Source organism: Aneurinibacillus sp. REN35 (genome assembly GCF_041379945.2).
Lineage (GTDB): Bacteria > Bacillota > Bacilli > Aneurinibacillales > Aneurinibacillaceae > Aneurinibacillus.
The window spans coordinates 140,893-153,769 of sequence record NZ_JBFTXJ020000003.1 but is presented as its reverse complement, the minus strand read 5'-3'; the positions used below and the strand labels follow the sequence as shown (position 1 = coordinate 153,769).

The 12,877-nt window shown below is 44.1% G+C and carries 13 protein-coding genes and 4 tRNA genes; 2 read left to right on the top strand and 15 right to left on the bottom strand.

The features are described 5' to 3' along the window. The 11 genes from AB3351_RS07115 to AB3351_RS07065 all read right to left on the bottom strand — a co-directional run bounded on the left by AB3351_RS07115 (position 1) and on the right by AB3351_RS07065 (position 7,457). A complete protein-coding gene (locus AB3351_RS07115) occupies positions 1-420 on the bottom strand; it encodes a response regulator (RefSeq protein WP_371146434.1) in 420 nt (139 codons plus the stop codon). A 30-nt stretch (positions 421-450) separates the two neighbouring features. Beyond that, positions 451-2,382, bottom strand: coding sequence for a sensor histidine kinase (locus AB3351_RS07110; RefSeq protein WP_371146433.1), 1,932 nt, complete (start codon positions 2,380-2,382; stop codon positions 451-453). A gap of 13 nt (positions 2,383-2,395) precedes the next feature. Beyond that, a complete protein-coding gene (locus tag AB3351_RS07105) occupies positions 2,396-3,397 on the bottom strand; it encodes a BMP family ABC transporter substrate-binding protein (protein ID WP_371146432.1) in 1,002 nt (333 codons plus the stop codon). Positions 3,398-3,509: 112 nt separating this feature from the next. Further along, positions 3,510-4,046 (bottom strand): response regulator, encoded by a 537-nt coding sequence (locus AB3351_RS07100; RefSeq protein ID WP_371146431.1) that lies wholly within the window; start codon positions 4,044-4,046, stop codon positions 3,510-3,512. Positions 4,047-4,129: 83 nt separating this feature from the next. Further along, positions 4,130-5,578: an NAD(P)/FAD-dependent oxidoreductase gene (locus AB3351_RS07095; RefSeq protein WP_371146430.1), complete on the bottom strand. Its 1,449-nt coding sequence runs from the start codon at positions 5,576-5,578 to the stop codon at positions 4,130-4,132. A gap of 119 nt (positions 5,579-5,697) precedes the next feature. Beyond that, the gene (locus AB3351_RS07090) at positions 5,698-6,327 is read right to left on the bottom strand and encodes a TetR/AcrR family transcriptional regulator (protein ID WP_371146429.1); all 630 of its coding nucleotides are present in this window, start codon (positions 6,325-6,327) and stop codon (positions 5,698-5,700) included. Between the two features lie 200 nt (positions 6,328-6,527). Then, positions 6,528-6,604 (bottom strand) — tRNA-Pro (locus AB3351_RS07085). A 29-nt stretch (positions 6,605-6,633) separates the two neighbouring features. Continuing rightward, positions 6,634-6,710, bottom strand: a tRNA-Met gene (locus AB3351_RS07080). Between the two features lie 14 nt (positions 6,711-6,724). Further along, positions 6,725-6,816 (bottom strand) — tRNA-Ser (locus AB3351_RS07075). A 9-nt stretch (positions 6,817-6,825) separates the two neighbouring features. Then, a tRNA-Ser gene (locus AB3351_RS07070) sits at positions 6,826-6,919 on the bottom strand. Positions 6,920-7,022: 103 nt separating this feature from the next. Next, complete coding sequence (locus tag AB3351_RS07065) at positions 7,023-7,457, bottom strand: BrxA/BrxB family bacilliredoxin (RefSeq protein ID WP_371146428.1); 435 nt, start codon at positions 7,455-7,457, stop codon at positions 7,023-7,025. A 324-nt stretch (positions 7,458-7,781) separates the two neighbouring features. Between AB3351_RS07065 and AB3351_RS07060 the strand changes: the two genes are divergently transcribed. Next, positions 7,782-8,669 (top strand): polysaccharide deacetylase family protein, encoded by an 888-nt coding sequence (locus AB3351_RS07060; RefSeq protein WP_371146427.1) that lies wholly within the window; start codon positions 7,782-7,784, stop codon positions 8,667-8,669. 56 nt (positions 8,670-8,725) lie between these two features. Here AB3351_RS07060 and AB3351_RS07055 read toward each other — a convergent pair whose 3' ends face one another. Genes AB3351_RS07055 through AB3351_RS07045 form a run of 3 tightly spaced genes read right to left on the bottom strand, consistent with a single transcriptional unit; the run spans position 8,726 to position 11,436 of the window. Then, positions 8,726-9,718, bottom strand: a complete 993-nt coding sequence (locus tag AB3351_RS07055; protein WP_371146426.1) for an ABC transporter permease — start codon at positions 9,716-9,718, stop codon at positions 8,726-8,728. Next, positions 9,711-10,640 carry an ABC transporter ATP-binding protein gene (locus AB3351_RS07050; RefSeq protein WP_371146425.1) on the bottom strand — a complete coding sequence of 310 codons (930 nt, stop codon included), beginning with the start codon at positions 10,638-10,640 and terminating at the stop codon, positions 9,711-9,713. Before AB3351_RS07050 ends, AB3351_RS07055 begins: the two co-directional genes overlap by 8 nt. 13 nt (positions 10,641-10,653) lie before the next feature. Beyond that, a complete protein-coding gene (locus tag AB3351_RS07045) occupies positions 10,654-11,436 on the bottom strand; it encodes a GDSL-type esterase/lipase family protein (protein WP_371146424.1) in 783 nt (260 codons plus the stop codon). Positions 11,437-11,591: 155 nt separating this feature from the next. Between AB3351_RS07045 and AB3351_RS07040 the strand changes: the two genes are divergently transcribed. After that, positions 11,592-11,843, top strand: coding sequence for a hypothetical protein (locus AB3351_RS07040; RefSeq protein WP_371146423.1), 252 nt, complete (start codon positions 11,592-11,594; stop codon positions 11,841-11,843). Positions 11,844-11,900: 57 nt separating this feature from the next. Here AB3351_RS07040 and pfkA read toward each other — a convergent pair whose 3' ends face one another. Continuing rightward, on the bottom strand, positions 11,901-12,860 hold the full coding sequence (gene pfkA / locus AB3351_RS07035) for a 6-phosphofructokinase (RefSeq protein WP_371146422.1): 960 nt from the start codon (positions 12,858-12,860) through the stop codon (positions 11,901-11,903). Positions 12,861-12,877 lie beyond the last annotated feature (17 nt).

Genomic DNA, 12,877 nt, shown 5'->3' with positions numbered 1-12,877 from the left:
CTACTCCTCTATATGCGGAGCAGTAACTGAAGGCTGCCCCTCCTGTTTGTCCTGCAGCATATATGTCTCTATCTTCTCCAAAAAGCTTCGAATACGCACCGGTTTCGTAATATAGCCAATACAGCCTGCTTCTAGTGCCGATTTAATATCAGACTTCATAGCCAGAGCTGATAGCGCTACAATTGGAATCGAAGCCAATTCAGGAATGGATTTAATCGTTCGGGTTACAGCTAAGCCATCCATACGCGGCATATGGATATCCATCAGAATCAAATCAGGTCGAAATATCTCAAGCATCTCTAGCGCTTCGATTCCGCTTTCTGCTACATGTACTTCATATTCGGGCTTTAGCTGTAAAATTTCAATAAATAGTTCACGATTTGAAGGGTTGTCTTCCACAAGTAAAATGCGGTATCCCATCTTACATTCCCCTTTACTAATTCAATAACCTTACTTACGAGTATGTGAAGGCTCTTCAGCATCTTTCAAAGGAGGAAAAATATAATCCACTACTCTCATAACCTGTCCCCGTTCTACAAAACGCAGCGGCTTCTCAATATAAGCGTACACCTTCTGCTGCGTACACTCCCGTACACCTTCAAGAATATCGACATAACCGGGATGAAAAGACTGCGCCGCAATCAAAATATCATGTTCGGTATGTCCGCGCACAATCTTGACCGCTTCTTGCCTTGATTCTATCATAAACACCAAGAAAGAACGCTTATCTTTTTGAATTTGCCTAGAAAATTTAGAAAAGTATTCAAGAAAATCCTTTGTATACAATACGAGAAGCGGTTCACTGTCGCTGATTTGTGTGCATGATTGACAGCTAAGAGTTTCTTCGGCACAAGCAGGCAGCTCAAATGAAAACACGCTCCCCTCTCCTAGCTTGCTCGTAACTCCAATCGCTCCGCCGTGCAGCTCGATCAACTGCTTGGATAAGGCAAGCCCCAGTCCGGTTCCTTCGTATCTGCGTTCCAATTTACCGTCATTTTGATAGAACGGCTCAAAAATCTTGTTTACTTTCTCCGCCTCAATACCAATTCCCTCATCCGATACATGAACTACGACCGTATTCTCGCCCTGTTCTAATGTAATCTGAACCGTGCTATCTGGAGAGCTAAATTTAATGGCATTGTCCGTTAAGTTGAGTAGAATTTGCCGAATCCTTGTCTTGTCTGCAACTACGGGAAAAGCTGGATACGCTGTGGTAAACACAAGTGAAATGCCATGTCCGTCCGCTTTCGCTTCAAGCATGGTCAGCGTATTTCGAATCAATGCCACAAGATCAAATCGAGACATTTCCAATTCATACTTTCCTGCCTCAATCTTACTTAAATCAAGAATATCATTAATCATTGACAGCAGGTGTTCGCCAGCCTTCATAATATTATTTGTAAATTTTCTCTGAGCAGGAGAGAGCTGCTTCTCAGCATCCTCATGCAGAAGTTCCGCAAAACCGATAATGCCTGTAAGCGGCGTACGAAGCTCGTGTGACATATTCGCTAGAAACTCCGATTTCAACCGGGTAGATTCCTGTGCACGGCATGTTTCTTCCTGAAGCCTTACATTCGTCTCCCGTAACTCTTCCACTAGATTGTTTGTATTCATACTCATTTGATTGAATGCCTTGCTTAGCTCGCCCCATTCATCTTGGCTTGTTATGGCTACTCTAGAGCTAAAATCGCCTTTCGCCATGCGGCGAACCGTGGATAGAAGCGATAAAATCGGATTCGTAATACTACGTGCCATATAATAAGAAAACAGAAGCGCAACAAGGAGGGTAACTGCCATAACAATGTAGCCAGCCTTCGCTGAAGCCCATGCATTCTGCAATACCTTAGCATTCTCATGATTGATTTCTTTAATTTTTCGCTGTGAAAGATTCTCTACCTCATTCATTAATTGAATGGCGATCGGTTGTGCTCTTGCATTCAACGTATCCAGCGCATCCTTTCGGTTGTTGCGCTGATATACAGGAATGACTTCATTATATAGAATATCCTCCCAGTCTCGACTGTGGTTAATAAACCGTTCAATGCCTTCTTCTTCATAAGGCAGCGCACTGTGCAACAATTGATCCTCAATACGATGCGCATGGGTACTTGCATCTTCAAACTTAGCTAAGAATTCCTGGCGTCCTGTTGAAACATACAGCATCACATAGTTAATCCGCTCCATGATTGTACTCTTGAGCTGAAGCTGTGTTGTTGAGTTTGGGACAGAACGAGTAATAATCTTATCATTATCCCGAACCACCTGCAGCAGTTGGTTGTTCAACACAAGCATACCGCTTGCCGCAAACAGAACGACCGCTAAAAACACACTAAAAAACTTAAAGCGAATCGACATGTTATTCCATTTTTGAAGTATTTTCATCGCATCCGCTCCATTATTTTCCTCGGCATTTGACAGAATGAATGGGCAGTGGCAAGGAGAATTCTCCCGTTTTGTATTGCTTAATCTTTTGTTCTAATTGCTCTTGAACAAAAGGCGGCACCATCGGTCCAAAACCAGCCAAATCCTGTCCTCCATTGTTGAAGTCATAGTTCACACACCCGCCAGGCAGCGTTCCTTCCTTATGCTGCATGGCTACTTTAACATAGACATCGCTGACATTTTGCACTGTACTGGTAATAACCGTGTCTTTAGAAACGAACGATTGATCGGAAATATATCCAATAGCCCATCGTCCTTTATGATGAGCCTCCATAATTACATCAATATTAAAACCATCTCCCATAGGCACAAGAATATCTGCGCCCTCTTCCATCATCTGTTGGGCAATCTGTACCGCTTTTGCTCCGTCATTCCAGCTATTTACCGACCGAACCATCACTTTAGCTTTTTTATTATAGTCTTGAACTCCCCGTATAAACGGAGCAATCTCATTCATAGAGCTGTAAGCGGGAATTAAACCTACTTTTTTCGACTTGGTCATTGTTGCAGCTACCATACCCGAGAAATATCCGAGCGATTCGGGTGTAAAATTAATGGCTGATACATTATCCACTTCCGATCTCCCGTTAAAAAAAACAAACTGCGTATTTGGATAAACAGGAGCAAGCTGATTAAATACCTTCTCAAAGCTGCGCCCATTACCGAAAATAAGCTCATAACCTTGTTCAGCTAGTCGTTTGGTTTCGGCAATCTGCTTTTGCTCCGTATTTACATGCTGCATATATATTGTTTGCGCATTCATTGTCCGCTTAATTTCCTTTAGACCATCATATGCCTGGTTATCCCAGCCCTGATCGTATTTTTTTCCTTCTAGCAATAGCGCTATCTTCAGCGTTTTATTATGAGGAACATATTTTTCTTCTTTATCTGAAGAAAGCAGTGAGCAACCAGACAACAACAACAGCGCCAAAAGAAAAAATAGTTTTCTTCGCATACGGCACATCCCTTTTTCTATGGCTATATTACTACCATTGTAAACATTATACTCTAGAGGGCTGAAGTGCAAAAATTGCAGAAAAAAATCCAGATTGGTACATTTCTGGATTTTAAGGGGTGGAAATATTATATTGTTTAATTTTGTAATATAACGTTCGCAAGGAAATATCAAGCTTCTCAGCCGCCAGGCGGCGATTACCTTCTACTTCGTTAAGTACCTTCTCAATGTGCTTACGCTCTACTTCTTCAAGGGTCGGCAAATGTTCTGGTACACTCATAATAAACTCAATGGCATTCTGCACCGTATCCCGCAATTGAGGAAGCTTAAACGGCTTGCAAATATAATCAAGCGCCCCTAGCTTCATCGCCTGCACTGCCGTCTCAATGGTCGCATAGGCAGTGACCATAATCACCTGACAATCCTGCTCGATCTCTTTCATCTTGCTCAATACTTCAATGCCGTTCATCTCCGGCAATTGAATATCAAGCAGGACCAGTTCGGGATAATGCTGTTCATACAGTTGCAGCGCCTCTTGTCCCGAATAAGCAGTAAGTACTTCTACCTGATCGGATTGAATAGCGGTAACCATCAAAAAACAAATATCAACATCATCGTCGACAATCAATACGGTTGGCTTTCCTCTCATTCCCTATTCCACCCTCTTTTCTTTTCATTTTATATCATAGAAAACAGAGAAAATACAGAGAATAAGTGGAAAGAAATCTCATGCTATACGGTTTCTGCCGGTGTTTTCACTTTGATTAAGATGTCACGTGCAATATGAACGCCACAAGCTCCAGCCTGGGCAAGTCCACGTGTAATGCCTGCACCGTCTCCTCCAGCATAGAGTCCCTGAATCTCCGTCTCAAAATGCTCATTGAGGTAAGGACGCGCAGAGTAAAATTTAGCTTCCACGCCATAGAACAACGTATGTTCGCTCGCAATTCCAGGTGTTACATGATCCAGTGCTTCCACCATCTCAATTAAACTCTTCATCGTATTATACGGCAATACAAGTCCTAAATCACCCGGCACAGCTTCTTTCAGCGTCGGTTCTAGAAAACCTTCTTTTAAGCGTTTTTCTGTCGTTCTGCGCCCGCGCTTAATATCTCCGTAGCGCTGCACGATGACGGAGCCATTAGATAAATCATTCGCATGGCAGCAGATTTCTTTGGCATACTCGTTCGGTTTATCAAACGGTTCCGTAAACACATGGGAGACAAGCAGAGCAAAGTTCGTATTTGGAGAACCAAGCTTCTCATCTTTGTAAGCATGTCCATTTGCCGCCATGACACCACTATGGTTCTCTACGACTACATGACCGCTTGGATTGGAGCAAAAACTTCGAATTATTTGATCTGTAGTAGATTTATACAGGAATTTCCCTTCATATAGATGCTCATTAATTTCTTCCATAACTACATTGGATGTCTCAACTCGAACACCGATATCTACTTGGTTATTCAGCAGACGAAGTCCTTGACGCTTTAAGATATTGCCGAACCATTCAGAACCGTCACGTCCCGGAACGATTACTACATGGTCAGCTAGATATGTTTCGCCGGATTTGCATTCCACTCCCTGGATACGTAGACCTGTTTCCGTATTTTCAACAAGAATATCAGCGACTTCTGTTTTGAACTTCATCGTGATTCTCTTCTCTAACTCTCGATAGATGCTTTGAAGAATCTCAAGGTTTTGTTCCGTTCCGAGATGGCGAACGTTTGCACGCAGCAATTTCAAACCCACACCTGCAGCTTTTCGCTCAATTTCACGCACTGCTGACGTTGTAGGATCAGTAATACTTAACGTCGCACCATGCTCCAAGTTAATCTCATCAACATAACGAATCAGCTCCAGCACCTCTGAAGGAGCGAGATAATCAGTCATCCAGCCACCAAATTCAGTGGTGATGTTAAACTTACCATCCGAATAAGCACCCGCACCGCCAAAACCATTCGTAATCGAACAAGCCGGCAGACAGCCACTGAATTCCTTACGACCGGCAGGAGGCGGACACTTTTTAATTTTCTTTTCTAAAATGGGACAGCGACGTTTGAAGATATCGTGTCCTTTATCTATTAATAACACATCTAAAGCAGGATTTTTGCGTGTTAATTCATATGCCGTAAAGATACCGGCCGGGCCGGCACCTACAATCACAATATCGTACCTCATCAGTTGAAAGCCCTCCTGGATGTACATCTATTTTTGAGACCTTCCTGATTATATCGTCTACTATGTAAAGAATCAATAAAAAATACGAATGTTTTTATGTCTATTGCTATATTTGTTCGTTATTTGGCATACGAATATTCGGAAATTAGTGTTCCTGAGATAAATAAGTCTGTCCATCCATCCATAACTGCTTCTTCTGGCATAGAAGAAGGCTGTACATCATCTCCGTGAAGGATAAGGGAATAAATACGGGCAAATAATATATTGTAGAGACCGGAAGCAATCGCATAGCTATTGGCACTTGGCCGCACCTGACCCGCAATTTTGTAGTAATCGAAAAACGCAGTAAGCTTCTCAATAATTTTTTCGGAAAACATTGCCACATATTTACGGCACTCTTCCATCTTTTCCGCTTCACTGAGCAAAAGCTTAATCAAAGGCAGCTCTTTTTTGAATGAGGAAACAAACGTGCGAATGATGGAACGCAAATCCCGTTCATAATCATCTGATATACGTTGTACAATATATTCGCTAATTTCTGTTAGCAGCGCATGACGCTGGAACATCTCCGTAAACAGCTTTTCCTTGCTCTCAAAGTGACGATACACTGTCAGATCATTTACACCAGCCAAGCGGGCGATTTCACGTATGGTGGAAGCCTGGAAACCTTTTTGCGAGAAAATCTCTACAGCTGAAAGCAGGATCTTTTCTCTGGTCCTTTTTACTCTCGGGGAATACTTCTTTTCCATGCATATTCTCCTTTTCTCTATCAAGTTCTATTTCTTGCAACTGCCAAAATAATAGGCACAAAAACCTATACTACCAGTATCCACCATTTTCCTTCACGAAACAAGTTACAATTTAAAAAATTAATCGAAAAAAATTAATAAACATTAAAAAAAGCTTCAATTCGCATATCGAATTGAAGCTTTGAGATCTCAATATATAATGGTCGGGAAGACAGGATTTGAACCTGCGACCTCCTCGTCCCGAACGAGGCGCTCTACCAAGCTGAGCCACTTCCCGTCGATGGTACAATATATACAAAAAGTCCATGGTAGCGGCGGAGGGGATCGAACCCCCGACCTTACGGGTATGAACCGTACGCTCTAGCCAGCTGAGCTACACCGCCTTAAAACGTAATGATGGCGGAGAAGGAGGGATTCGAACCCTCGCACGGTTTAACCCGTCTACTCCCTTAGCAGGGGAGCCCCTTACAGCCTCTTGGGTACTTCTCCATATATAAATGGCGGACAGGGTGGGATTCGAACCCACGAGACGAGTTAACCCCGCCTACACGATTTCCAATCGTGCTCCTTCGACCGACTCGGACACCTGTCCGTAACTTTTAACAGTCACAAGATATATCCTATCACGCAGCCAACATAAAGGCAAGCATTTTAAAAAGGCTCCTTCCCCGTATATGGGAAAGGAGCCTCTCTTTTTATTCACAATGCTGTTTGTATGCTTCAAGCAGATCAGAAGCAATGATTTCAAGCGGGCGGTTCTCGATCTGATGGCGCTCCATCATATAGACCAACTTCCCGTCCTTTAGCAACGCGAAAGATGGTGAGGATGGCGGATAGCCTGTAAAATACTCTCTCGCTTTTGCTGTTGCTTCTTTATCTTGACCTGCAAACACCGTATAGAGATGATCCGGCTTCTTCTCGCTATTCTGCACCGAATACGCTACAGCCGGACGAGCAAGTCCTGCTGCACATCCGCATACGGAATTGACAACTACAAGCGCAGTTCCTTTCATGTTCTCAAACTTCGCCTCTACATCCTCGGGCGTCAGCAGCTCTTCAAATCCTACAGATGTAAGTTCTGTACGCATCGGTTGAATAACTGAACGCATATATTCATCATATGACATCATGGTAAAATCCCTCCGTTACTTTTTGTTGGCATTCCATTGCAATCTTTTTTCAAAAAAAACGATTGCCTTCATTATAACGATTTCTTTCTTTGGAGGAAAGTTTTGCAGAACATTTCCTTCGTTTTTACACATTCCATAGCGCTATGGAGTCTTTTTACAAACTTATTAATTTTTATTTTTACTGGAACTTTTTACGCACTGGCCTCGTTTTTATAGTAGAATATGCGATATAGCTTTATACGTAAAAAATTGCCACCCTTATTCAACGCAGACCTCTCAGCCATATTGTCAAGCATGACCTTATAGAGAAAGAAGGGACTTACTTTGGAGAATAACCGGAGGAGAAAAAGAAGAAATCGAATCTGGCTTGCTATCCTATTATTAGGCGCAATTATTCAGATTAACTTGATTTTTAATGAAAGCCCATCCGTTCAATCAGCAAATAAAATACTAAACCAAATTGCTGGTGAAGCGGTTTCCGATAAGAATACGGACGAACATAAAGACCAACCAACTCAACAGCCAAATCCAGCTACAAAACCCGCTTCTGACGCACCAGTTCAAACAACAAAACCACAACCACATTCTTCTGATATGCCAGTCGTCGGCCATATGATTGCAAAAATCCCACGCTCAAAACCGACCGTATACTTAACGTTTGATGACGGACCCGGAAAGCATACGAAAGATATCGTAGCAATTTTGGATCAACAGCAGCTTAAAGGCGGATTCTTTTGGATCGGGCAAAACTTAAAGACTGAGCAGGAAGCTGAATTTGCTAAGCAGATGATCAAAAACGGCCATGTTATTGGGACACACACTATGAATCATGCCAGATTAGCAAAAAAATCAAAAGAAGAACAAATCCAGATGATTCGCGCATCTACCGACTACATCTCGCAAAAAATCGGCGTGCCTATCCATTATTTCCGCCCACCCTATGGGGCCGTGGATCACAATACGATGCTAGCCTCTAAAGAAACCAATCAAATCCTAACGTATTGGAATGTTGATAGTCTGGATTGGAAATATGGAGATAAGCCCAACCTTATTATGGATAATATTGCTCGTGAAGTAAAGCCGGGTTCAATTATACTTATGCATGAGAAAGAACAAACGGTGCATCTGCTTCCAAAAGTCATCGAACTGCTTAAAAACCGCGGATATGATATCGCACCTCTTCCGACAGTAGACGCTGCAAAAAAAGCATAAGCTTTCCCATAAAAAACGGGACAAACCGCATCTGTAGCGATTTGTCCCGTTTCATTTTAGCTGAGCACATCGCGCCGGATAAATACCGTATACGCAATAAGCAGCGATACTGCGCTCCATATTCCAAGCACTGCCAGTGAAAAGGGAAGGCTTAACCCGGGAATAGGCGGCAGAGTACCTGATAAGTAATCAGGCAGTTGCAAATTAACCATAAAAAAGTACTTCGCCGACTCCCAAGCAGAGGCCATGTTCGTAAGAATTGTTCCGGCAATCAATGCCGACACCATAATCCCCATGCCAGCCGCCGTCGTGCGTACCAGGACTGATACCATAAAGGCAATGCATGCAACTGCAAGACAAGCGTACCATGAGAGACCGTATTCCATAAGAATATACAGCCATTGCGGCAGCACATGCACACCTTCCGTATTTACATCTTCCCCACGAATCTGAAAACCGGTCAATACCGGATACGTCCAGCCCCCATATCCGAAGACAAGCCCTGAAATCAGGTACGCAATGATCCCTGTTAACATCACAATCGCCGATACAAATAAGACAAGGGCAATCAGCTTGCTTGTGAGCACCCTTCCACGTGTAACAGGACGCGTTAGCAGAAGCTTAATCGTCCCGCTCGTATGTTCACCCGAGACAAGATCAGAAGCAACGACCACAATGAGCAATGGGATGAATAAGGATACGGCATTGCTCATGAAATCCCGCGTGAATGTAACGCCGTTCGGCGAGGTCGGATTGATGTCATGATCCAAGTAATACTGCTGCTGTTGAATCCGAATCTGCATCCACTTCTTCCATTCTTCCGGAATGCGCGTGCTGCTCAATCGGTTGGTTGTATCGTTAATGCTCTGCCGTACCGCTACTTTCCAATCGGTCGTTCCAAGCTGCTTTTGATTGCTTATGGTGGCGCGTAATTGAGCATATGTAAAAATCGGTACGAGCACTAACAAAATCAATACAATCACCCACAGCCGCTTCCGCTGCAATATCTTCACCGTCTCATTCATAACCAATCCATACAAGTTAGACATGGCGCTCCCCCTCGGTCATATCCAGAAACAAGTCTTCAAGACTTGGCTTTTTCCATTCGATCCCTTGGACTGCAATGCCTTGAGCGACCAACGCGGCGTTCAATTCGGAAATATGCTCGGGAACAACATCGGTTATAATCCCTCCATCCGATGTCGGCTCCTCTTGCACCTGCACAAACGGTGAGGACGCAAGGCAACGGCGAAGCGCCTTCTGCGGCTCCCCATACCAAATAATAGTACGGAATTCTTGAGTTAACAGTTCATCCACTTCGCCTACGCGAATAATTTGTCCTTTATTAATAATAGCGACTCGATCACACATCAATTGGATTTCACTGAGCAGATGACTTGAGATGAATACGCTCAGCCCTTCACTGGCAAGCTGTCGGATAAAAGCCCGCAGCTCTTTAATTCCCTGCGGATCAAGGCCATTGGTCGGTTCATCCAATATTAAAAGCTTCGGGTCACCTAACAACGCCTGAGCAATGCCTAATCGCTGACGCATTCCTAGTGAATAATCCTTCACTTTATCATGAATTCGCTCCTTTAAATCAACACGCTCAATGACCTCATCAATCTTTTCCTTTTTCACATCAGGAAGCATACGTGCAAATTGTTCAAGATTCTCCATCCCCGTTAGAAACGGATACAGTTCCGGGTTTTCTACAATGGAGCCCACCTGAGCAAGCGCCTTCGTATGCTGCTTTTGTACGTCATAACCGCATATGCGTATGCGGCCGGTCGTCGGCCGAATAAGACCGACCATCATGCGGATGGTTGTTGTCTTGCCTGAGCCATTCGGGCCTAAAAAGCCGAATACCTCTCCTTCTACTACAGAAAACGATATGCCCTTGATAATCGGTGTACGACGAATGGTTTTGGTTACGCTCTCTATCTCAAGGGTAGTGGCTCGCTGCTTCACTTCTTATCCCTCCTTACCTGATCGACTCCGCCATCCGCTGCCCGATACGTCGATATCCGGCTTGATTGGGGTGAAAGTGGTCACTTGATAAATACTTTGTGCCGTGCGTTCGAAATAAATCATCTGTCGGAACAAAAATTGTACGTGGATACTTATATAACACCGCAGACGTTTCCCCATTCCAACGCCGGATAACTTCATCACTTGCTTGTGCATTCGATAAATCGGAGAAGGCATTATACAAACCAACGTACATAACCGTAGCCTGAGGATTCAATGAACGAATGATTTGTACAATCTGCTCGTACTTCTTCATAGCTTCCGGCAGCCGTTTGTAGCTAAGCTCCGGCTTTACTTCCTCCATTCCTCCCGCATTAAATAAATCATTTCCGCCAATGGACAGCGTGATAATATCGGCTTGGCGCACCGTGCGTCGGATATCTTCTTTCTTTTGCAGATCACGCAGCAAGTCCGCTGTTTTATACCCGTTTACCCCATGATTCAGCACGTAGACTTCCTCACCCGTGTTTTGTGCGAGGCTCGTCCGTAAATTCCCTACATAACCAAGTCCCGCTCCATCTCCTGTTCCTCTCGTCAGCGAATCGCCTAGAGCGACAATTTGTACCGTATCTTTTGCAGGCTGCACCGGTTTCTCTCCCGCACTTTTATCCGTCTTCCAATCCGTTGCAGACGGAGAGAGGATATTGGTGACACCGAGGTAGAATCCCGTGGATAATAGCAGCGTGGAAAGAAGCGAGAAAACTGCGAAAAGCCGCCAAGCGGCCCGTGATGACATAGCCGTCCCCCCTGTATCCTGTTACGTATTAAATTTATTATATACACAAGTCATGATATAACAGCAAATTCTCGCATCTCCGTCTGTTTGCTACGAAAGATACTTGGGTAAAGTAAAATACACAGAAACATAATTATTACGGGAGGGTGAGTACATTGAATAACAACAATGACAACAGAAACCATAGTGAAAAAGACAAGAAAGAGCACGCAATTGAAAATACAGCCGTACCGGATTTCAAGACCGCCAAAGAAGTGGGCGATCAGGTAGAGCACTTGAAATCAAATGAAGAGCTGCGCAAAGAAGGTAAGTTTGAAGACCCTATCCAGGAGACAAAAGAGCATGCCGAACAAGCAGCAGATAAACACTCAAACGTAAAGCTTAAACGAGCTGAAGATGAAGAATAAAAAGAGAAAGGGCCACCCAAAAATAGGGCGGCTCTTTTTTGTGCGCTGTACGATTCCTTAGATGGACAGCGTTTTTCCCAATTCGTATATATCCATATCAATGCTATGTTCGCCGCTGAACACATCGGCAAAGTCAACAGAAGTAATTCGATTTTGTCGAATACCTACCATCTTTCCGCTCTCTCCTTCACGCAGCAAATCAACCGCCTTGGCGCCCAGCCGACTGCCCAGCATCCGATCAAAAGCGGTCGGAGAGCCGCCGCGCTGTACATGTCCGAGCACGGTTACTCTTGTATCTAAGCCTGCTTCTTCTTTTATTTGCCGTGCAATCTCTGAAGCCGGACACACACCTTCGGCTACTATAATGATGCTGTGCTTCTTCCCCCGCTTGTTCCCTTCTAACAGTCGATTCGTGACATCTGTTATTTCAAATTCCATCTCAGGAATGAGGATCGACTCCGCTCCACCGCTTAATCCTGCCCACAGGGCAATATCCCCCCGGTGTCGTCCCATGACTTCTACAACAAAAATTCGCTCATGTGAAGTGGCCGTATCGCGTATCTTATCAATGGCTTCAAGGACCGTATTCACCGCCGTGTCAAATCCTAACGTCATTTCTGTACCTGCAATATCATTATCAATAGTTCCAGGAATACCAATAGTGGAAAACCCCTTATCCGAAAGCCTTTGCGCCCCCCTGAAGGACCCGTCTCCACCAATGACCACCAATCCTTCAATTCCCTTAGCGCGCAGGTTTTCAATCCCTTTCTTCTGGCCGGCATCTGTTTTGAATTCCTCGCTTCGGCTACTGTGCAGAATTGTACCACCACGCTGAATGATATCCCCTACACTTCCAACATTCATTCTCTCGATCTGACCTAGCATCAGCCCTTCATATCCATGGTAGATACCGTACACTTCCATACCGTGCGAAATTCCACGCCGTACAACTGCACGCACCGCCGCATTCATACCTGGAGCATCTCCACCACTTGTTAGAACCGCGATTTTTTGCATTCTCATCATCCTCTCCT

Coding starts and splice junctions, on each gene's coding strand:
- AB3351_RS07115 (WP_371146434.1), bottom strand. CDS start 420: ATGGGATACCGCATTTTACTTGTGGAAGACAACCCTTCAAATCGTGAA.
- AB3351_RS07110 (WP_371146433.1), bottom strand. CDS start 2,382: ATGAAAATACTTCAAAAATGGAATAACATGTCGATTCGCTTTAAGTTT.
- AB3351_RS07105 (WP_371146432.1), bottom strand. CDS start 3,397: ATGCGAAGAAAACTATTTTTTCTTTTGGCGCTGTTGTTGTTGTCTGGT.
- AB3351_RS07100 (WP_371146431.1), bottom strand. CDS start 4,046: ATGAGAGGAAAGCCAACCGTATTGATTGTCGACGATGATGTTGATATT.
- AB3351_RS07095 (WP_371146430.1), bottom strand. CDS start 5,578: ATGAGGTACGATATTGTGATTGTAGGTGCCGGCCCGGCCGGTATCTTT.
- AB3351_RS07090 (WP_371146429.1), bottom strand. CDS start 6,327: ATGGAAAAGAAGTATTCCCCGAGAGTAAAAAGGACCAGAGAAAAGATC.
- AB3351_RS07065 (WP_371146428.1), bottom strand. CDS start 7,457: ATGATGTCATATGATGAATATATGCGTTCAGTTATTCAACCGATGCGT.
- AB3351_RS07055 (WP_371146426.1), bottom strand. CDS start 9,718: ATGTCTAACTTGTATGGATTGGTTATGAATGAGACGGTGAAGATATTG.
- AB3351_RS07045 (WP_371146424.1), bottom strand. CDS start 11,436: ATGTCATCACGGGCCGCTTGGCGGCTTTTCGCAGTTTTCTCGCTTCTT.
- pfkA (WP_371146422.1), bottom strand. CDS start 12,860: ATGCAAAAAATCGCGGTTCTAACAAGTGGTGGAGATGCTCCAGGTATG.